This window comes from Enterobacter sp. ECC-175 (assembly GCF_043968675.1).
GTDB lineage: Bacteria > Pseudomonadota > Gammaproteobacteria > Enterobacterales > Enterobacteriaceae > Enterobacter.
The window spans coordinates 2683189-2704278 of sequence record NZ_CP143776.1 but is presented as its reverse complement, the minus strand read 5'-3'; the positions used below and the strand labels follow the sequence as shown (position 1 = coordinate 2704278).

The following is a 21090-nucleotide window of genomic DNA, read 5'->3' as shown; positions in this document are numbered from 1 at the left end:
GGTATTACTGCAGTCTAAAAGGGGTTTCTGATTCCTGCTTTTATCTGTGTGACATTCGCTTTGCCGCCTGTGACAGGCCCCGCAAATCGCGATAATTCCCGCTTATAACGCTGTTACCGGTAAGCGTTCTTTCCTATAGTCAGCCTCAGGAACCTGACGAAATGCAACATTAATGCAACAATGCAAAAACATTGACGGTGCGGCGAGATAACCATGGCGTGTGCAAGCGAAGGGGAAAAGTTACAGCAGTGGCTGGCGCAGATTAACCAGGTGTGCGGGCGCTTTGACGCGCGCCCGACCGACGGGGAATTTGTCGGCGATTTGGAGACGAGCTACGCCCGTAGCCTGAAGCTCAGCACCGTGACCGCCGCGGGGGTAAACCTTTTCCGCACCCGTCAGGAAATTAAACAGGGTAACGATGCCTGGTTTTATACCGTGTTTCAGCTCGCCGGCAGCACGGCGATAGAACAGGACGATCGCCGTTCCCTGCTCAAGGCCGGCGACATTACGCTTCTCGACGCCTCGCGCCCCTGCTCTATTATCTGGCAGCAAAAATCCCGCCAGATTTCGCTTCTCCTTCCGCGCCAGATCATTGAGCAGCACTGCCGTTTTCAGGAAATTAGCTGCGCGCAGCCCCTGTCGCGCGCCCTGCCTACCGTACAGCTGAGCCATCGCCTGCTGCAGGAGAGCATGGGCAACGCCGACCTGAGCGACAGAGAAAGCGAAGCGGCGCTGGAGGCCATGGTCTGCCTGCTGCGCCCGGCGTTTCAGCAGCGCGAGGTGCCGCAGCCGCGCAAGGAGCGCCTGTTTCAGCGCGTGCTGGCGTTGATTGACGATCACATTCAGTCTGAAGCGCTGCGCCCGGAATGGATCGCCTCGGAAATTGGCGTGTCGGTGCGCAGCCTGTACCGCATGTTTGCGGATAAAGGCCTGGTGGTGGCGCAGTATATTAAAAACCGCCGTCTGGACAGGTGCGCGCAGGTTCTGCGCGCCGCCAGCGATGATGAAAAGCTGGCGGGCATTGGCTATAGCTGGGGGTTTGCCGACCATAGCCATTTTTCAACCGCCTTCAAGCAGCGCTTTGGCGTGTCTCCCGGCGAATACCGCAGGCGCTTTCGCTAATTACTTTTTCAGCCACTTGCCGTTAATCCCCTTCACGTACTCGCCCGGCTGAGCGCGGTTCACCAGCTTTTGCCCGGCCATTTTCGCCACGTCATCGACCGGTAAATTGTTGCTGTCGGCCAGCTGTTGATAGCTTTCCGTGCGCGCGGCGTTGATGCGGTTAACCAGCTCCAGCGTCTGCGCATCATGGGTAATCGGCGCGATATAGCCGCTCAGGGTTTCCCCCACGCGCCCCTGCGCGCGGGCCTCGTTCAGGGTGAGGGTCGCGGCCTGCGCGTTCATCCCCAGCGCCAGTAAAATCAAAGCGAATCGTTTCATGGCGTCCTCAGAAAAGATCGCTGCGCGATTTGAGCAGCGATTCCACGTCTTTATCGACCTTGATGTGGATTTCATGCTCAATCTTCACGTTCATGTTGATGGTAATCGGCTCCTTGGGCGCCGCAACCTCAATGCGCGGCGTACAGCCCGCCAGCAGCGCGACGGCGGCGACGGTGAGACTAGCGGCCATCTTGTTCATTATTGTTCCTCACTTTCCTTGCCGGTCGAACCGCGGGTACCGGGTAACGCCGCGTGTTGCTCAAACCACGTTTGCACATTGTCCCCAAAGCGCAGGCTGCGCCAGAGGGTAAAGACATTCTCTTCATGGGTATAGTTCAAATTCACCGTGCTGCTTTTGCCGTCTACGCGGCTGATGCCGGTAATGGTCGCCGCCAGGGTCAATACCCCCAGGTTATCGAGATTGATTTTCGTCCACGAGCGGGAGATTTCCATGTAGCGAAGCCAGTTGATTGCCGCCCCTGCCACCATATTATCGTTCACGATGGCGTCGGCTGTGTCCTTATCAAGACGCAGCGTCATGGGGCCCGGGTTGCTGAGCCAGCCGTCTTTGACGATCCACTTTTCATTATTAAGCCAGAACGGTAGCCCACCGCTCACCGGGCCGGACATCGTAAACTGCTTAGGATTGACGGCGCTTATCAGCTCGCTGGTGGAGATGTTGTCCACGCGCAGCAGGGCCGCGTCGTGCTGCGGCAGGCGCAGCTGCTGCATGGTGATTTTACCGCCCAGCGTCTCGACCTTTACGTTGGTCAGCAGCAGCGGACGCTCATCGCTCCACGGATAATCGCCCTGCAAATCGGCCGTGATGTTGTGCGCGGTAACGAGGTTGACCACCTCACCGATCCTTAGCGTGACCGGGCCGCGCGTGCCCAGCGACCAGGTGCCTTCGCTAAAGCGGAACGGCAGCACAAAATCGACGCCGTTAATCTGGTTATCCGGCATCCAGGCACTGCCGGATTTCACCACCCCGTGGCCCCCGGCTTCGAAGCCCTGCCCGGGCGCGGCGGAGAATGCCACCTGCGCGTAGAGATCGCCGTCGCGCAGGGTCATTTTCCACTCCGGCGGGATCAGCGGCTGGAACACGGTGAGCGACTGTTTTGGCCACCAGGCCTGGCCGCGCAGGCGTTCGCCATCCCAGCGGCCGTTGACCTGCACCGGGCCAATCCTGTCCGCATGCAGATCGCCTTTAAACTGGAAGATCGTTGGATCGGTGCCGTCAACGCTGAAGTTGAGCACCGACGGCGGCAGCACGCTGCCGCCGGAAAAGTGCGTTTCTCCGGCGTTGAGCGACAGCGTGCCGCTAAATTTGGGATTCGCCGGATCGCGCAGCCAGCGCACCGGGCGGGTTAAGGCCAGGCGCGGCTTATCGACCCGCATGGTGCCGTACTGGAGCTTGTCGAAGCCCGTCGACAGGTCGGTTAGCTCAATGACGTTGTCGCGCCACTCGCCTCTCCCCGCGACGTCCCATCCCGCATCCATTGGCGTAAAGCGGCCTTTGCCCCAGTAGCGCCACTGCCACAGGCCTTGATCCGGCAAAAAGTCGTTGGCCTGGCCGTCAAGATGAAGCACAAAATCGCCCATCTCGTTTTCATGGGCGCGCAGGATCGCCTGCAGGCGACCGTCCACGCCCTTCTGCGTCAGCTTAACGCCCGCCAGCGGCCAGCGGATTTCGTCGATATCCAGCGAATCGATAATCCGCCCGCGCGAGCGCAGCAGCGCGCCCGGCTCAAAGGTCAGCTGCGGATCGGTGAGCGCGCCGGTTAAGGTCGCCGGCAGCTTGGCATAGAGGATCAGATCGTTTTGCTTGGCCTCGCCGCTCAGGTGCAGCGGCATGCTGCTGTTGTCCATGCTCAGCGTGCCGGGGCCGATATTCAGCACGGCGTTGCCTTTGCCCGCGTCGCCCTGCGTCAGCACGTTGAGCCGTCCGGAAAGAGTCGCCTTCTCCAGCCCCTGCTGCCAGTTATCAATCTTCAGCCCCACGCGCCCGCTCAGCGGCATGCCGGGCAGCGCCCAGCTCCAGCGTCCGTCGCTGATGTTCAGCTGCTGGGACGTTATCGTCCACGGCAGGTCCAGCAGCGGATCGGGGTTATCCCGCGCCATCACCACCAGCTGCCCCTGATTTTCCTGCCAGTCCAGATCGGCATCCACCAGCGACGAAAGCTGCGGCACGTTAAAGGTGGCAAGCGCGTGGCCTTGTACCGGCACGCCGTCCGGGACCAGCGGCAGCGTAAAGTCGCCGACCAGCCTGACGGGATCGGAATAATCAGGAAGCCTCACGTCAAGCTGGCTCACGGTCAGCTTTTGGCCCTGGAGTTTCGCCTTCAGGCTGACCTGCTCGCCTTGATAGGTAATGGACTGAAGCTCTGGCGTCAGCGACGCGCGAAACTCCCCTTCCCACTGCTGCCATGGCGAGAGCGATAGGCGGTGAATGGTTATCCAGGTATTGGGCAGTACGGCCTGCCACTGCGCCAGCGTTTTTGGTGCGACCTCGGACGGGGCCGACTGCGGCAGCTTGCTCAGGCAGGCGGAGTTGAGATCGAGTGAGCCAACGTCTAAGCGCCAGCGGCTGGGATGGGCTAAGGTGATGTTTTGGACTTTCGCAATCTCGCAGTCTTCAACGAGATAGCGCAGATCGGGGATCACAACGGCATGGCGCGTAAGCCTGGGGCTTTCGTCGAAGGCGATGCGCGTCCCGACGGGCAGCCAAATGCCCGCCAGCGTTGGCACCCACTGCGCGAGCGTCATCAGCAGCGTCAGCGGCACCAGTATCAGCAGCAGAAGTAGCGCAATCGCGGCTTTGTATTTACCCTTCATGGGCAGTTAATATCCTGATTTAGCGAAAGAAATAAGCCGACATTGCCGATCATTGTCGCATGTTTAGCCAGTCAGATGAAGAGAATGCCTTTTTTAAGAATAGATGCTCTAAAATAATTGATAGAACTTATTGATTTCAATAATATTTTAAAAATTGTAAGATAATTTTAATCATGCTAACGTGGTTGTAAAATCACTGGAGAAAGCCTTATGAAACTCGCGGTTTATAGCACAAAGCAGTACGACAAAAAGTATCTGCAGCATGTTAACGAGGCTTACGGCTTCGAACTTGAATTTTTTGACTTTCTTCTGACTGAAAAAACGGCCAAAACGGCGCACGGCTGCGAAGGCGTCTGCATTTTTGTTAACGACGACGGCAGCCGCCCGGTGCTGGAAGAGCTGAAAAAGCACGGCGTTAAGTACATCGCCCTGCGCTGCGCGGGTTTTAACAACGTCGATCTGGACGCGGCCAAAGAGCTGGGCCTGAAGGTGGTTCGCGTCCCGGCCTACTCGCCGGAAGCGGTGGCGGAACACGCCGTCGGCATGATGATGTCGCTGAACCGTCGTATTCACCGCGCCTATCAGCGCACCCGCGACGCTAACTTCTCTCTGGAAGGCCTGACCGGCTTCACCATGTACGGCAAAACCGCGGGCGTCATCGGGACCGGAAAAATTGGCGTTGCCACCCTGCGCATCCTGAAAGGGTTTGGCATGCGCCTGCTGGCGTTCGATCCGTACCCAAGCGCGGCCGCGCTCGAGCTGGGCGTGGAGTATGTCGACCTGCCGACGCTGCTCTCCCAGTCTGACGTGATTTCTCTGCACTGCCCGCTGACGCCGGAAAACTACCATTTGCTTAACGCGTCCGCGTTCGAGCAGATGAAAGACGGCGTGATGATCATCAACACCAGCCGCGGCGGGCTGATCGATTCCCAGGCCGCGATTGAAGCGCTGAAAACCCAGAAAATCGGCGCGCTGGGCATGGACGTGTATGAGAACGAGCGCGATCTGTTCTTTGAAGACAAGTCTAACGACGTGATTCAGGACGACGTGTTCCGCCGCCTGTCCGCCTGCCACAACGTGCTGTTCACCGGCCACCAGGCGTTCCTGACCGCCGAAGCGCTAATCAGCATTTCAGAAACTACGCTCGGTAACCTGCTCCAGCTGGAGAAAGGCGAAGCGTGTCCTAATGCGTTAGTGTAGCGATACGCTTTTTACCCTTCTGCCCTCCCACATCGCGCTGAGAGGGCTTTTCCTACCCTCTCTTCTCTTCCCCGATTATTTTGCATAACCGTCGCGTCTTACGCTCAATACGGACACCTTTCATACGTCTTGAAGCGATTAATATGGGATAGCTATTACAATAATCGTTTGGATTTATCAAAACGGCCTTTTTTAAAGGCCATCTTCATAATACATCGCGACTCTCACCCTTAATATATGTGACAAGGATCACATATATTGCAAATAGCCACTTATTTTCCCTGCCCTTTTATGTGAATAAATTGTAATGTCTACACGAAATAATCCTGGCTGATTTTAAATACCTCTTAAATAGAGACAATTCTAAAGATATATTTTCTTAATTATAATAATCATTTCCTGACCGATTATTTTCACTTCATTGTTTACCCTTGAAGATCTTTACGCCAGTAGTGACTCATTTAGCAATATAAAAAACTAACACAATATATGTTAACAATTGTTTCATGCTGGCATCATCGTATAGTTTTCATTTGATTTATCTGCTTTTGAAATTTTTCCTCGTAGTTTCCTATAGTTAGACCTTCCAGGAAAATTCCTAACGCATAAAAATGCAGCATAACCTGCTGAAAATAAATTGTTAATCATCTCCTGCAGATAATAAGAACCGCTTAAATTCGATCGATAAAAGCTATTAATAAGTAGATTCTTAATAACTTAAAACGATTACCAAACTGCCTAAGCCGATGTTTTAATCGTCACAACAAATGGAATGACAGATGAGTATTCCTCTCAAATTAATTTGAAAGGAATTAGGGAGAGCTATACCTGATGAATTATTATCTAATTTCAGATGACAGCTTTTTTATACTCGGCTTATGTGAAGAAATTAATATCAACGGCAACCATTGCTTTATTCATAACGTTAATGAAGAACGCCGTCTTTTCTATCCGCAACCCGGTGACGTGGTTATTATTGCGGTTAATGATATTAAGCTGCGCAGTAAACTATTGCGTAACCCGAGGCTAAAGCGCTGTCGACTGCTGGTAATGATGGATATTCCCGTTATCCCAGCGAAGTTGACTCATTTTCCCTGGCTGCTTCCCAAAAATGTCAGTATGGAAGCCCTGAGTGCAACCATAAGCAGAGCGGTACGGTCGATGATTTATCATGAAAAAGTCGATCAGAAAACCGTAACCCTATTTGATGAACTGTGTACCGGAAAATCGACGTCGAGCCTGGCAACGTCGTCGGAGGAAAACTTAAAGAGCATTTATAAAATTAAGCGCGGCATTTTCCGTGAATATGGGCTTTTAAAATGTAATTCAGCTGGATTGTTATTATGCCGCGATATTCTGGGCATGAAACCGATTCAGTGAAATAAACAACAGGTGTGCCTGTTAAAAAACAGTTCATTCAGCAGCAGCGGTAAAAATACGGCAGATACCTATTTTAACGAACTGGAAACATAACGTTAAGGCAGCGCGTTAGCCGTTTGCTGCAGGATGATCCGTATCTGCGGGAAAGCCCGCGGGTTATTTATCAAGTGAAAATGGAGTTTACCATGAAAGTCAGTATGCATTCCTTAGCCATCGCTATCGCAGCCACCTTCTGCGCAGCGAGCGTGCAGGCCGCTTCTAACGGCACCGTTAACTTTACGGGAGAAGTGCTGGATAAAACCTGTGACGTCACGATTGACGGGAATGCGAGCCCGGCAACCGTTGTTTTGCAGGCCGTAGATAAGAGCCAGCTGGGCGCAGCCGGCGATACCGCCAAACGTACGGGCTTTAATATTGAGCTGAGCAACTGCTCGGGCTCTGCGTCCGTGACCAGCGCGGCGGCGTTCTTTGAAAACGGTTCAACCGTTGATCCGATCGGCTATCGCCTGAACAACACCATCACCGACGGCACCGGGGCAAGCAACGTCCAGCTGCAGCTGGTCGATGCGCCAACCGGTAACGCTATTAAGGTCGGTAGCCCCGATCAGCATACTTCATCCACCACGTATGACCTCTCTTCTGGCTCCGCGACGCTGCCCTATGCCGTGGAATACTACGCAACCGGTGCAGCAACGCCGGGTCTGGTCGCCAGCTCGGTCAACTTCACCATCAACTACTTCTAATCACGTCTGAATTAGAGAGATAGCTGACTCGCGTCACGCGGGGAGCCGAACGTGGCTCCCCGCATTCCAGGAGAATGCAGTATGATTTTTCGCACCGTTTACCGTGCCGCCACCGCGTGCATGTTTTCTGTCGCCCTGATATCGCCCGCCGCTGCGGGGATCGTCATCACCGGTACGCGCGTGGTTTACCCGGCAGCAGAGCGAGAAGTGACGGTCAAAATTGATAACCGCGGCGATAAGCCTGTCCTGGCGCAAAGCTGGGTCGATGACGGCGATGCCGAGGCGACGCCGGAAACCGCGCGAGCGCCGTTCACGATTACGCCGCCGGTGAACCGCATCAATCCTGGAAAAGGCCAAACGCTGCGCCTAACGTACACGGGCGAAGCCCTGCCGGCGGATAAAGAATCCGTGTTCTGGCTCAACGTGCTTGAAGTCCCCCCGATGAGCAAAGAAAAGCAGAGCCAGCTTCAGATGGCGTTTCGCTCGCGCATCAAAATTTTCTACCGCCCTTCCGCGCTGGCGGGAGACGCAAACCTCGCCGGGCAATCCGTCACCTGGAAAAAGGTGAGCGGCGGCATAGAGGGAACAAACCCGACGCCCTACTACGTTTCGCTGGCCAACATTGCTGAAGACAAGGACGGAAAAAAACCGATTGGTAGCGGCGGCATGATCGCTCCCGGCGGAAAAATGTTCTTTGCCATAAGCAAGAGCCCTTCAACCATTTATCCATCGTATATCAATGACTTTGGCGGAATTAATCCTCTACCACAGCCGGTTGCACCTTAACGGCCACCGCAGACCGGGCCTGTAGTCACACCCTCAGGCCGGGTACCGGCATCGCCATGATTAACCGCAGCGTACGTCATCACTTCGCTGAAGTGAAAGGAACTCACATGTCCGTTTTTCACCCTTTACTGTCTCCGCTGGCCGTCGCCGTCATGCTGGCAATCACCGCAGAAAGCGCGGCCAACGACGATATTGAGTTTGACCCCCACTTCATGAGCCCAGGCAGCCAAAGCCGGATAGACTTAACCCGCTATAATCAGGATCTCGCCCCCGCGGGCCGACATAGCGTCGAGCTTATCGTGAACGATCGGCGCATCGGGCGCGATGACATCACGGTTCAGGACAGGATCGTCGCCGGGAAAAGCCATCCCGAGGTGGATATCTGCGTGAAGCCTTCGACGCTGGACGCGCTGGACATCAACGTCGAGCAGCTATCCCCCGAGGCGCAGCGCACGATTGCCGCGCAAAAAAGCGCCAAAAGCGACGCCTGCCTCGCCCTCAACCGCCTGCTGCCGGATAACAGCGTCTCCTTCGATGCTAACGAGCAGGCGCTGAACCTGACCCTGCCGGAGGTGTATCTCATTACCCGCCCTCGCGGCTACGTGAACCCCGAACAGTGGGATACCGGCATCACGGCGGCGACGCTGGGCTATAACCTTAACGCCGGTACCACGCGCTATCACGGCAAAGACAACGACACCCTGTACGGTAATTTCACCGGCGGTTTTAACCTCGGCGGCTGGTATTTTCGTCATAACGGCGTCTACACCAAAACGACGGATACCGTTAGCGATTACAACAACATCAATACCTACCTGCAGCGCGACATTCCGCAGATCCAGGGGCGCCTGCTGCTGGGCGACGCTAACACCAAAGGCGAGCTTTTTGACACGCTGTCATTTCGCGGGGCGCAGCTTGCTAACGAAGAGCAAATGCTGCCCAACTCCGTGCGGGGCTATGCGCCAGTCGTGCGCGGAACGGCCCGAACGGCCGCGCGAGTCGTTATTCGCCAGAACGGCAACGTGATTTACGAACGCCAGGTGGTGCCTGGTCCCTTTGAAATTACCGACCTCTACCCGACCGGCTACGGCGGCAACCTGGACGTGTCGATTGAGGAAGCGGACGGCGCGCTGCAGAACTTTCAAATACCCTACACGGCCACCAGCAACCTGCTGCGCCCCGGCACGCACCACTACAGCTTGACCCTGGGGAAAATTCGCTCAAGCCAGCTGCGCGAAGAGCCAACGCTCGCCGAGGCAACCTACCGCCGCGGCATCAATAACGCGTTGACGCTGTACGGCGGCATGCAGGGCAACGGGGCCTACCAGGCGCTTCAGGGCGGCGCGGCGCTGGGCACGACGTTCGGTACCTTTTCGCTGGACGTGACGCACGCGCGCCCGCGCCTCGGCGCGGGATGGGACAAAATGTCCGGCGAAAGCTACCAGCTTAAGTACAGCAACGTCGTACAGAGCACCGGCAGCAACCTGTCCATTGCCGCCTACCGCTACTCCACCGACGGGTACATGGACTTCATGACCGCCATGTCCACCGCCGAGCTGTACCCAGGCAACCGCAGCGGTAAAACCGCCCGTCGCGCAAAGGACAGGCTGCTCGTCAGCGCCTCGCAGCCGCTGCCGCCGGGCTGGGGGCAGTTTTATGTGAGCGCGTGGCAGCAGGCCTACTGGAACGACGACGCGACCGAACGTCAGTATCAGTTTGGCTACAACAACCGGTTTAAAAGCCTGAGCTACAGCCTGAGCGTTAACCGGACTCAGGACCTGTATGGCCGTTTTCAAAATACCTACATGCTGAACCTGACGCTGCCGCTCGACGGCCTGCTCGGCTTCAGCCAAATGGGCTCCACGCTCACGCGCGGGCCGGGCAATACCCTTAACGAGCAGCTTTTTGCCTCCGGTACGTCCGGCGCCGAAAGCGAATACAGCTATAGCGTCACCGCGGGCCATAACCGGCAAAGCGGCGGCAGCGCCAGCAGCAGCCTGGTGATGAACGGCTCCGCGCGCACGCCGTACACCACCGTGAGCGCCCTGGCGGGCGGCGGTCAACATTATGAAACCTGGTCCGCCGGACTGAGTGGCGCGATGGTGGCCCATTCGGGTGGCCTGACGCTCTCCCCCTACAGCGGGGATACCTATGCGCTGGTCGAGGCGAAGGGAGCAAAGGGCGCAAGCATGGTGAGCTATCCGGGGATCAAGGTGGATCGCTTCGGCTACGCGGTGATTCCGTATCTGACGGCATACCAGCTTAACGAAGTGGAGATCAGTCCAAAGGGGCTGTCGAACAACGTCGAGCTGAACCTCACCAGCCAAAAGGTCGCGCCCTACAGCGGCGCGGTCGTGAAGGTGAAATATGAGACTACCGTCGGCTACCCCGCCCTGATCAGCGCGCCAACCGCAAGCGGGAAGCCGCTGCCGTTCGGTGCCGAGGCGTACGACAGCGAGGGCCGACACATTGGCGTCGTCGGCCAGGGTGGCAGGCTGTTTGCCCGCGTGCCGTCGACGGAAGGCAAAATCAAAGTGGTCTGGGGCCAGGCGCCTGACCAGCAGTGCCAGGTGCGCTACATGCTGCCCGCCAGCGCCGATCTGGAAAAAAGCAATGCCATTAAATTCAACTCGCGCTGCGAATAGCCAGAATGCGGGCATTAAAGGAAAAGATGATGAAAATAACGTTGCGTTTCTTCAGCCTCATTACGCACTCGCGTCGGGCGATAAGCCGCCTGGCGTGCGGAGTCTTAGCCCTGACGGCGCTGCAGGCTCAGGCGTTCACCTGCGGATTCAACACCCTCTTTTACGATAATCTATCCATTCCTGTTGTGGGGCCCGGCATGTCTACCGTAGGAGAAGACGTGCCCGTGGGTCAGGTTCTCTACACCGGTCGGTTTTTAGGCATTTCCCGAACGACGTCGTATTCCTGCACCGTTACCATCGAAGATATTGAGGAGGGTTCGGACTTATTGCCATTCAACGTTTACAGCAGAGTAGATGCAATCGCTACACCTTCGGGCGCGCCAACCCTCTCGGGTGAAAACGAGATTTACCCAACAAATGTACCGGGCATTGGCGCGATATTTACCCTTGTAGGTTCAGTCATAACGTCTAAATTTCCGGCAATCTGGGAGAACGATATGGAAATGGGCTATGGCACGCTGACGCAAGGAGTGGGTCAATTCTCAAGGATGGACGTGCAGCTCATCAAAACCGGTCCAATTGCGACAGGCACCCAACAGGTGCTGGGATCGTCATTCCCTACGTTTCAGGTCACATCAGGTTCGAGAAAGCCCAATATCATAGAGCACGTCTTTGTTACGCTCAGCTTTAGCGGCGCGATCACGATGTACACCAAAACCTGTCAGCTGGCGACGTCGGTAGTGGATGTCGATCTCGGCGCCCACCAGCGCAGCGACTTTACCGGCGTAGGGAGCACTACGCCGTGGACCGAGTTTGATATCGTCCTGCGCGATTGCCCGGCTTTCGTCGGCTACGGCAACCACACCTACCGAGAAACCACAGGAGTGACTACCGGCACGAGCACGCCAAACCAGGTCGCCCTCACCTTCAATAGCGTACACGGGGTGGTGGACAGCAATCCCCTGCTGGCGAAGCTGGAGAGCGGGCCAACGGCTGCCGCGGGCATCGGCATTGAGCTGTCGGAGAGAAACAACGCCACGTCGTTGAACCTGGACGGCTCCGGTGCGTTCAGCCTGCAAAACCTGCCCACGGTGGATGGCTCCAGCTACACCATTCCGCTCAAGGCGCGCTACGTGCAGTATGAATCAGACGTTAAGGCCGGAAAGGCGAACGGCGCGGCGGTATTCACCATCACCTACAACTGACGGACATGCGTTCAGGCTGACTTCGCGGCCTGAATGCTCTCCTGTAATCCCCTCAATTAAATCGCCTCGTGTTTTTCTCCGTAAGCGTATATATTTAATACGAATTATCTTATGCAACCATAAAGATTTTATTAACGGATGATGAATTAAGGTGGACGCAATGAATTTTTATGGAATCAATTATCTTCAGGCACAGTCCAGCCTGAATGATTATTTGAAATACATCATCATCTTCAGCACGCTACTGGTGACGATTGTTGTTTTCAGCCTGTATATGCGACACAGGCTACAAACCAAATACCGAGACCTGACGATCATCGCCTTCTTGTTTCTGCTCTTTATGCTGGGCGTACAGTACTCTGAATACACAAACAGCGAAAGCGCGCACTCCCAGTCATCTCAGATGGTTAACTTCGTTAACGTGCTCTCTAAGCAAAAAAACGTCAGCGTCAATGACATTTACGCCAACTCATTTCAACTTGTCGACGGCGTGATAATTAAGATTAAAGATAACTATTATAAGGTTAACCTAAGCGCCGACCAAAACACCTATATCCTGCAAGAAACCTGGCTAACCAACCCCAACATTACCTTACTTAAAAACAAGGATAAGTGATGCTGATTTATACCCCGATAATAATAAAGTTAGGCCTTGGGATATTGTGTCTAATCATACAAATTAACCTTATGGGGAAAGGCAACCTGGCCCCGACCTCCGCCATGGATCAGGTCCAGAACTACGTTTTAGGTGGCATCATTGGCGGGGTCATCTACAACGAATCGATTACCGTTTTGCAGTTCGTTTTGGTGCTCATTATCTGGACCCTGCTGGTATTTATCCTCAAGTTTTCAAAAGAACATAACCACCTCGTTAAACGGATTGTCGACGGAAAGCCTATCACCCTGGTTCACAATGGAAGCGTTGACGTCCAGGAATGCTTGCGGAACGGGATTTCAGCGAACGACCTAATGTTCAAACTCAGGGCAAACGGTGTTTACGAGATTGAAAAACTCAAGCGCGTCATACTCGAGCAAAATGGTCAGTTAACCATTATCGAAGTGGGCGATGAAAATATTCGCTATCCCATTATTGTCGATGGAATGGCTAACTTCGACGTTCTGGAAATCATTGATAAAGACATTGACTGGCTGGAGTCAAAAGTCGTGGAGCAAGGCTACGTAAAAATCAGCGAGGTTTATCTCGGAGAATACCTGTCGGGCAAGCTTAACTTATACGGATACCCGCGCTAAGTCGAAGAGCTCCCCTCTCGTGTTGCGCTGAACGAAGGAATCGGATCTGGCGCACTCCGGCGAGCGAAAAAAACGGCATCACACCCCCACGCGCATTGGCACTGTTTAAATACACAGTATATACTAAGCTCCCCAGCAAAGAGGAGTTAAGACATGTTCGTGGAACTCGTATATGACAAAAGGAATTTTGACGGTCTGCCCGGTGCGAGAGAAGTCATCCTCGCCGAACTGAGCAAAAGAGTTCACCGTATCTTTCCAGATGCAGAGGTTCGGGTTAAGCCGATGATGACCTTGCCGGCGATCAATACGGACGCGAGCAAGCATGAGAAGGAACACATTAGCCGGGCCGTTCAGGAGATGTTTGAAGAAGCCGACATGTGGCTCGTGTCAGAATAACGTCGCATAAGCCAGGCTGAATGCCGTTTGTTCGGGCATGAACATCCGGCATGAGGTTAAGCTTTTTCTGCTGCTTTTCCCTTACGCGTACGTGGCTAATGTCTTTCGGGATCGCACCCAATGCTGACTAACTCCAGCAGAATATAGATAAGGCTGGTCACGGAAAGGAGTAAAGATAAGAGAATTGCGGCGAGAAAAGTCATTCGTCATTCCATGTAGTCAGTTTTATCCTAAGAAAATTTTAGACGGTTATCTGACGTTGTCATTTATTGGCAGCAAATGTTTTTATACTGGCAGGACTACTGCCGTGGCAGCAGCCTTAACGATCGCGGCCTGCTGCGATAAATGTCAGGATGGGAGGCGAGTTTTTCCCCTGCCATAGAGGTTTTGCTGGCCTCGGCTAAATCAGTTTTACCGACGGTGAAACCAACGATATGTCCTGATGGTCAGCGATTGAATGGCGGAGATATCGCGTCGGTGTTGTCCCCGTATACTGACGAAAGAAAACGATGAAGGCACTGTCACTGACAAAATCAAGCTGCTGTGCCACATAACTTAGCGACCAGCCATCACACAGCATTTCCATCGCTTTCAGCAGCCTCCACTGTTGCCTCCAGCTCCGATAACTCATACCTGTATCCCGGATAAATATACGGCTTATCGTGCGTTCACATGCACCGATCTTTTGGGCTAACTGCACTAAACGTGGGGGTAATTCGCCCCCTCGTACGTTGTCTAACCAGGCACTCAGGCGACTATCTGAGGGATATCGCAACGCCCAGTTTTCGCGTTGGGCATTTTTAATTTCTTCACAAAATACGGTAATGAGACTGCTTTGTTGCTCTTCAGGCATTCCCCATTGCCAGAACGCCATCCGCTCAATCACCTCGAAGAATAAGGGATTAACCTCAACGATCTGCAGGGGCAACGTGGATAACGGTAAAGCGCTTGAAAAGTAAAGTGAACGATAGGCCATTGAGCCATTCATGATGGCGCGATGACGTGTCCCAGCAGGTATCCAGGCAGCCCGCCGGGGCGGAAGCAGGCAAAGGGTATTATCCAGCTCAATGGTGATGCTTCCCGCTGCCGAAAAAAGCAGCTGGTGCCGAAGGTGGCTGTGCATCCCTGAATCGTGTACCCCCATATCGGATGCAATTCCGATCACCCCATCATCGAACGTGTCCGGATCAAAATAATCGTCCTGGCTAATCTTCATCACATGTCCGATTTTAAATATAAATAGTCCCCATCATGATAAAACGACATAGCAACTTCCTCAATAATAGCCGCATATTCTGTTATCTAAGGATTGTTGTTATGAATATCAATAAACAGCCACCGCTGTGGCTACTGACATTACTGATCATGTTTCCACAGCTTGTGGAAACCATATACAGCCCGGCTTTGCCAGACATTGCCCGTGCTTTTCAGGTAGGCAGTGAACGTGCCGCCCAGACGCTTTCAGTCTATTTCGTCGCGTTTGCCGTCGGCGTTGCGCTCTGGGGCTGGTTAAGCGACCGCGTAGGTCGGCGACCTGCAATGATGGCTGGGCTTCTGTGCTACGGGACCGGTTCCGCGCTGGCGCTTGTCGCCTCAGACTTTAGCGTCCTGCTCCTGGCGCGCATGGTTGCAGCCGTAGGCGCAGCAGCAGGATCCGTTGTAGTTCAGACGATGCTGCGTGATAGTTACGAATCGACGGCATTAGCCCGCGTTTTCTCCGTGATGGGGGCGGCGTTGGCAATCAGTCCCGTTTTCGGTCTGGTAAGTGGGGGCTGGCTGGTTAGCCTATACGGACATAGAGGCGTGTTTGTTGCCCTGGTCACGATGGCACTGGTACTGCTCGCACTGACCGCATTCTTACTGCCTGAAACGCGCTCGGAAAAGACTTCCGGCTCCCGATTTGGCGGGCTGGTTTGCCGGATGGCGGGAGATGGAAGCCTTTGGAAAAATGCAATGCTTGTCGCACTGCTGAATACAATGCTTTTCAGTTACTACAGCCTTGCACCGTTTCTTTTCGGACAATTGGGCTGGAGTCCAAGGGCTTTCGGATGGACGGGCGTTTTACTGGCTTTTGCTTCTCTATCGGGGAGCCTGTGGAACCGGAAATTGCTGTCTATCGGTTTGGCACCAGAAAAGCTCGTGAAAAATGCCTGCCTGCTGGCCCTGTTATCGGGTATCGCAGCATGGGTCTTACAGCAATCAGTTTGGATCCTTGTGCCAGTGGCCGGGGTTGTGATTGCCTATGGCATTGCGATTCCAAACGTGCTCAGCCAGGCATTAAGCCAATATCGTGAACAGGCAGGAGCTGCCGGAGCGCTGTTTGGATTAGTCTACTATCTCCTGCTGGGAATGATGCTGGGACTTGCCGGTATCGTACAGCTTCTGGGACTGGTCCTTACCGCGTGTGCAGCAATAGCCTGCCTTTGCAGCCTGTCACGGCGCTAAGCCTGTTGATTTTAAACTTTACCTGGGAACCTGTTAGAGAATGGGTTCCCGGCGCAATATAAAAAGGTTTACGACTGCTGCAGCCCGATTAAGCTGTGAGCTGCTCTCGACAATGATTGCTTTATAGCGCGAGTAATGTCCGCTCCTGGCACGAAGCGAGCAAGTTATCTAAGCTGAAAGGCCGCTTTGAGCGAAAAGCGGTCATCCAAGAATTGATGAAAAGTACAACATCTTCAGGTAATAAATAAATTTCGCCGAAATAATGTAATTACCGACCCGAAGGCCGGTAATTGTTAACACTGATAACCTTTTACCACGCGTAAGCTTCAGGTGCCTCTCCGCCTGGCCCCGGCCAGATGGTATCCAGCCTTTTGAGCGTATCGTCTGAAAGAGACAGCGTCAGGGCATTGAGATTCTGACGGAGCTGTTCAACTGTACGCGGACCACTGAGCACGGCGCTAACCACCGGGTTCTGCAGTAGCCAAGCCAGCGCGACGTCTGATGGTGTTTCCCCCAGCTCATCACACAGTGTTTCCCAGGCCTCCAGTTGTGGCCGCAGGCGGTTGATTTGTGCCTGCAACTGCGGTGATGCCCGGCGGCCACCGGCAATTTTCTTCAGAACACCGCCCAGCATCCCCATCCCGACCGGGCTCCAGGGGATCAGGCCAATGCCGTAATGACGGAGCGCCGGAATGACCTCCAGCTCAACCGTACGCTGGGTCAGGTTGTACAGGCTCTGTTCCGATGCCAGCCCCAGCAGGTTGCGCGCGTCGGCCTTGCACTGTGCAGTGGCAATATCCCAGCCAGCAAAGTTACTGCTGCCCACGTAGCTGATTTTACCCTCACGGATCAGCTGTTCCATGGCCTGCCAGATCTCCTCCCAGGGCGTGTTCCGGTCGATATGGTGCATCTGGTAGAGATCGATATGGTCCGTTTTCAGCCTTTTCAGGCTGGCCTCACAGGCGCGGCGGATATGGTAGGCAGACAGGTATTTGTCGTTCGGGCCCGTGTCCATCGGCTGGTAAACTTTCGTGGCCAGCACTATCCGGTCACGCTGACCACTACGCGCCAGCCAGTTACCGATGATTTCTTCGGATGTTCCGTAACCCTTTGCCATATCCGGCGACTGCGGCCCGCCATAGACGTCAGCGGTATCGAAAAAGTTGATACCTGCATCCACGGCTTCATCCATGATCCTGAAGCTGGCCGACTCATCCGTCAGCTCACCGAAATTCATGGTACCGAGACCGATGCGGCTCACCCGCAGTCCGGTACGACCAAGATGTTTGTAGTTCATGTCAGATGCTCCTTAACTGAACACGTTATTTCAGATTTTTACGGAAAAAGTCTGTCAGCTTGTCAAAAGGGATTACGTCGGTACGGTCATACAGATCGACATGCCCTGCGCCCGGTACGATGTACAGTTCTTTAGGCTGACCGGCGCGTTTGAAAGCATCCTCGCTGAACTCTTTTGAGTGTGCCTGATCGCCGGTAATAAACAGCATCGGGCGCGGAGAGATAGTTTCAATGTCGTTGAACGGATAGAAGTTCATAAACTTGCCAATACTGCTCAACATCGGTTTCGTCGTCAGTTCTTCTTTCTGACCCTGCGGGGTGTAGCCGCCGCGTTCTGTGCGGTAGAAATCAAAGAACTCACGCTGAATATCCGGTGTGGAGTCATCCAGTTTGTTCACGGTGCCAGGGATATAAGCCGTCTCGCCGCCCTTAAACTCGGCTAACCGTTGCTCAATGGCTGACTGGATAAAGGCCTTACGTTGTTCTCCCGTCTGGGAATGATTAAGGCCATTACGGAACGCGCTCCCCATGTCATACATGCTGACCGTGGCAATGGCTTTCATACGCGGGTCAATCTTGGCGGCACTGATAACAAAACTTCCGCTGCCGCAGATACCCAGCACACCGATGTTATCCGGATCGACAAACGGCTGTGTGCTCAGATAATCAACCGCCGCGCTGAAATCATCTGTGTAGATTTCCGGTGAAATCAGGTGCCCCGGTTTGCCCTCGCTTTCTCCCCAGAAAGAGAGATCGATAGCCAGCGTGACAAAACCCTGCTCCGCCAGCTTCTGCGCATAAAGATTTGAACTCTGTTCCTTAACGGCTCCCATCGGATGACCCACGACGATAGCCGGGTGTCGGGTGTTCTGGCCCATCGTTTTCGGGATAAACAGGTTGCCGACCACGGCCATCTGATACTGGTTTTTAAAGGTGACTTTTTGCTGCGTCACCTTATCGCTTTTATAAAAATTATCGGCCCCACGGGACATATCCGCCGCAGAGGAAGCAAATGCACTGATCAACAGCCCCAGCGCTAACGTAAATTTTTTCATGATGGTCTCCTTATTATTAAGCCAGGGTGGCGTTATCAATGACAAACCGGTAATGCACATCGCCCCTGAGCATGCGCTCATAGGCATCGTTAATCTGGTCGGCGCGGATAAGCTCAATGTCGGCGACAATGCCGTGTTGGGCGCAGAAATCGAGCATCTCCTGCGTTTCAGGAATGCCGCCAATCATCGACCCGGCAATCGATCTGCGCTTCATGATGAGGCTGAACACCTCTGGCGCGTCATGCGGCGTGGCTGGCGCACCCACCAGTGTCATCGTGCCGTCGCGTTTCAGCAGTGCGGTGAACACGTCGAGGTTATGCGGTGCAGCAACGGTGTTGAGGATGAAATCGAAGCTCTTTGCATGGGCTTCCATTTCGCTGGCATGACGGGAGACCACCACCTCATCTGCACCAAGCGCTCTGGCGGCGTCACGTTTGGACTCAGACGTGGTAAAGGCCACGACATGCGCGCCCATGGCGTGCGCAAGCTTGATCCCCATATGCCCCAGTCCACCGATACCGACCACTCCGACCTTTTTGCCGGGCCCCGCCTGCCAGTGACGCAGTGGTGAGTACGTTGTGATCCCCGCGCACAGCAGCGGAGCCACGGCGGCCAGTTGCGCTTCCGGGTGAGTGACGCGCAGGACATAGCGCTCATGCACCACAATCTGCTGCGAATATCCGCCCAGCGTGTGGCCTGGCGCATCCGGCGTCGGGAAATTGTATGTCCCCGTCATATGGTCGCAGTAGTTCTCCAGCCCGTCGTCACAGTCACCGCAGTGCCTGCAGCTGTCAACAATGCAGCCGACCCCCACCAGGTCCCCTGCACAAAAACCGGAGACGTGATCGCCAACGGCCACTACACGGCCGACAATTTCATGTCCCGGTACGCAGGGATAGAGCGTTCCGGCCCATTCAGCGCGTACCTGGTGGATATCCGAATGGCAGACACCGCAGTACGCGATATCAATCTGCACATCATGGGCACCGGGGGCGCGACGGGTGATATCCATCGGCTCCAGCGGCAGTGTGCCCGCATGGGCACCGTAAGCTTTAACTGTCATGGCATTACTCCTGGGTTTATGAATGGTCTGCGGCAGAAGTGTCTGCCCGCGAGGTCAGAAAGATCAGTACGGTTGCGATAATCAGCATCGCGGCGCTGGCCAGGAAGGTGCTCTGGTAGCCGTGATGGTCGAAAAGCAGGCCGCCCACCGTCGAACCGAGGGCAATGGACAGCTGCACCATCGCCACCATCAGTCCGCCGCCCGCTTCGGCATTCTGCGGGAAAGTACGCGGAATCCATGCCCACCATCCCACCGGTGCGGCAGTGGAAATCAGCCCCCACAGCCCGAGCAGCGCCGTCACGATGGCTACCTGACTGCCGAAGGCAATCAGTGCCAGCGCGGTGATGGCCATCAGCACCGGGATGGCCATCAGGGTCGGGTAGAACCCGCGTTTCAGCACCCGGCCAATCAGGGTAGTGCCGATGAAGCCCGCGACACCAATAACCAGCAGGACCAGGGTCACCGTTGCAGCATCCACCCGCGTCACCGTCTCAAGGAAAGGCCTGATGTAGGTAAAGAGCGTGAATTGCCCCATAAAGAAGATCCCCACACCCAGCATGCCCAGCGTGACCACCCGGCGACGAAACAGCATGAATACGTTGCGGGAAGCCGCGGCCTGACGGGTGACCGGCATGGAAGGCAGACTGAGTAATTGCCAGACAAACGCGATGATGGCGACCGGCACCAGGCAGAAGAAGGCACCCCGCCAGCCAACCACCGATCCGAGCCAGCTGCCCAGAGGGGCAGCCACGACGGTAGCCAGAGCATTGCCGCTGTTGAAAATAGCCAGCGCCAGCGGAACACGATGCACCGGGACCAGACGCATTGCCGTCGCGGCCGACATCGACCAGAACCCGCCGACCACAATGCCAATCAGGGCCCTACCCGCCATATAGGTCAGGTAATTGGGTGCCAGCGCAATAACAGCACCGGAAATTGCCATAATGCAGGTCAGGCCGAGCAGCAGCGTTTTCCGGTTAAGCGTGCCTGCCAGCACGGAAATAAACAGGCTGGTTACCACTGCAAATGCCCCGGAAATGGCGATGCCCTGTCCGGCCATGCCTTCGGTGACACGAAGGGTCTGCGCCATCGGTGTCAGCAGGCTGACCGGCATGAATTCGGAGGCGATCAGGGCGAAGACGCACAGCGTCATGGCAAAGACACCACTCCAGTGCGCAGGCTGTTTCCCGCTTCCGGTGTTTTTTTTTCTGTTTTCGTCTGTCTTATTACTCATTCAGGGATTTCTTTTCAGTAGATAACATGAAGTCTGTGCCCCGGAGCCTTCAGCGCTGCAGGAAGAGCTGAAACGGCATACGGGGACGGGATAAGAGGGATAATCGCGGTACGGAA

Annotated in this window: 19 protein-coding genes; 11 read left to right on the top strand and 8 right to left on the bottom strand. The window is 54.9% G+C overall.

Going from position 1 to position 21090, the window contains the following annotated elements; translation table 11 throughout:
• Positions 1-213 precede the first annotated feature (213 nt).
• Entirely contained in the window at positions 214-1122 is a 909-nt protein-coding gene (gene feaR / locus V1599_RS12925) for a transcriptional regulator FeaR (RefSeq protein ID WP_112009915.1), read from the top strand.
• Here the strand turns inward: feaR and V1599_RS12920 are convergent, their stop codons facing one another.
• From V1599_RS12920 to V1599_RS12910, 3 genes are read right to left on the bottom strand one after another with little or no spacing between them, the layout of a single operon-like run.
• Positions 1123-1440 (bottom strand): YdbL family protein, encoded by a 318-nt coding sequence (locus V1599_RS12920; RefSeq protein WP_112009914.1) that lies wholly within the window; start codon positions 1438-1440, stop codon positions 1123-1125.
• 7 nt (positions 1441-1447) lie between these two features.
• Positions 1448-1639: a YnbE family lipoprotein gene (locus V1599_RS12915; protein WP_112009913.1), complete on the bottom strand. Its 192-nt coding sequence runs from the start codon at positions 1637-1639 to the stop codon at positions 1448-1450.
• Positions 1639-4275 carry a YdbH family protein gene (locus V1599_RS12910; RefSeq protein ID WP_112009912.1) on the bottom strand — a complete coding sequence of 879 codons (2637 nt, stop codon included), beginning with the start codon at positions 4273-4275 and terminating at the stop codon, positions 1639-1641. Before V1599_RS12910 ends, V1599_RS12915 begins: the two co-directional genes overlap by 1 nt.
• Before the next feature lie 210 nt (positions 4276-4485).
• On the opposite strand from V1599_RS12910, the gene V1599_RS12905 reads away from it, so the two are divergent.
• The 9 genes from V1599_RS12905 to V1599_RS12865 all read left to right on the top strand — a co-directional run bounded on the left by V1599_RS12905 (position 4486) and on the right by V1599_RS12865 (position 13881).
• Positions 4486-5475, top strand: coding sequence for a 2-hydroxyacid dehydrogenase (locus V1599_RS12905; RefSeq protein ID WP_112009911.1), 990 nt, complete (start codon positions 4486-4488; stop codon positions 5473-5475).
• A gap of 831 nt (positions 5476-6306) precedes the next feature.
• Positions 6307-6855 (top strand): hypothetical protein, encoded by a 549-nt coding sequence (locus V1599_RS12900; protein ID WP_297122654.1) that lies wholly within the window; start codon positions 6307-6309, stop codon positions 6853-6855.
• Positions 6856-7040: 185 nt separating this feature from the next.
• Positions 7041-7598 carry a fimbrial protein gene (locus tag V1599_RS12895; RefSeq protein ID WP_297122653.1) on the top strand — a complete coding sequence of 186 codons (558 nt, stop codon included), beginning with the start codon at positions 7041-7043 and terminating at the stop codon, positions 7596-7598.
• An 81-nt stretch (positions 7599-7679) separates the two neighbouring features.
• Entirely contained in the window at positions 7680-8384 is a 705-nt protein-coding gene (locus tag V1599_RS12890) for a molecular chaperone (RefSeq protein WP_395300187.1), read from the top strand.
• A 107-nt stretch (positions 8385-8491) separates the two neighbouring features.
• Positions 8492-11029, top strand: a complete 2538-nt coding sequence (locus V1599_RS12885; RefSeq protein ID WP_395300186.1) for a fimbria/pilus outer membrane usher protein — start codon at positions 8492-8494, stop codon at positions 11027-11029.
• Between the two features lie 29 nt (positions 11030-11058).
• Positions 11059-12234 carry a fimbrial protein gene (locus V1599_RS12880; RefSeq protein WP_395300185.1) on the top strand — a complete coding sequence of 392 codons (1176 nt, stop codon included), beginning with the start codon at positions 11059-11061 and terminating at the stop codon, positions 12232-12234.
• Positions 12235-12394: 160 nt separating this feature from the next.
• Positions 12395-12850 (top strand): DUF3290 domain-containing protein, encoded by a 456-nt coding sequence (locus V1599_RS12875; RefSeq protein ID WP_112009910.1) that lies wholly within the window; start codon positions 12395-12397, stop codon positions 12848-12850.
• Positions 12850-13485 carry a DUF421 domain-containing protein gene (locus tag V1599_RS12870; RefSeq protein ID WP_112009909.1) on the top strand — a complete coding sequence of 212 codons (636 nt, stop codon included), beginning with the start codon at positions 12850-12852 and terminating at the stop codon, positions 13483-13485. The genes V1599_RS12875 and V1599_RS12870 overlap by 1 nt, the downstream gene beginning before the upstream one ends.
• A gap of 153 nt (positions 13486-13638) precedes the next feature.
• Positions 13639-13881, top strand: a complete 243-nt coding sequence (locus tag V1599_RS12865) for a DinI family protein (RefSeq protein WP_112009908.1) — start codon at positions 13639-13641, stop codon at positions 13879-13881.
• 400 nt (positions 13882-14281) lie between these two features.
• On the opposite strand, the gene V1599_RS12860 is transcribed toward V1599_RS12865, so the two are convergent.
• Entirely contained in the window at positions 14282-15097 is an 816-nt protein-coding gene (locus V1599_RS12860) for an AraC family transcriptional regulator (RefSeq protein WP_395300184.1), read from the bottom strand.
• A gap of 101 nt (positions 15098-15198) precedes the next feature.
• On the opposite strand from V1599_RS12860, the gene V1599_RS12855 reads away from it, so the two are divergent.
• On the top strand, positions 15199-16326 hold the full coding sequence (locus tag V1599_RS12855; protein ID WP_395300183.1) for a Bcr/CflA family efflux MFS transporter: 1128 nt from the start codon (positions 15199-15201) through the stop codon (positions 16324-16326).
• Between the two features lie 310 nt (positions 16327-16636).
• On the opposite strand, the gene V1599_RS12850 is transcribed toward V1599_RS12855, so the two are convergent.
• The 4 genes from V1599_RS12850 to V1599_RS12835 are packed head-to-tail and all read right to left on the bottom strand — an operon-like array spanning position 16637 to position 20974.
• On the bottom strand, positions 16637-17623 hold the full coding sequence (locus V1599_RS12850) for an aldo/keto reductase (protein ID WP_395300182.1): 987 nt from the start codon (positions 17621-17623) through the stop codon (positions 16637-16639).
• 25 nt (positions 17624-17648) lie between these two features.
• Positions 17649-18677 carry an alpha/beta hydrolase gene (locus V1599_RS12845; protein WP_077227020.1) on the bottom strand — a complete coding sequence of 343 codons (1029 nt, stop codon included), beginning with the start codon at positions 18675-18677 and terminating at the stop codon, positions 17649-17651.
• 16 nt (positions 18678-18693) lie between these two features.
• Positions 18694-19740: an NAD(P)-dependent alcohol dehydrogenase gene (locus V1599_RS12840; RefSeq protein WP_395300181.1), complete on the bottom strand. Its 1047-nt coding sequence runs from the start codon at positions 19738-19740 to the stop codon at positions 18694-18696.
• Positions 19741-19756: 16 nt separating this feature from the next.
• The gene (locus V1599_RS12835; protein ID WP_395300180.1) at positions 19757-20974 is read right to left on the bottom strand and encodes an MFS transporter; all 1218 of its coding nucleotides are present in this window, start codon (positions 20972-20974) and stop codon (positions 19757-19759) included.
• Between the last annotated feature and the right edge of the window lie 116 nt (positions 20975-21090).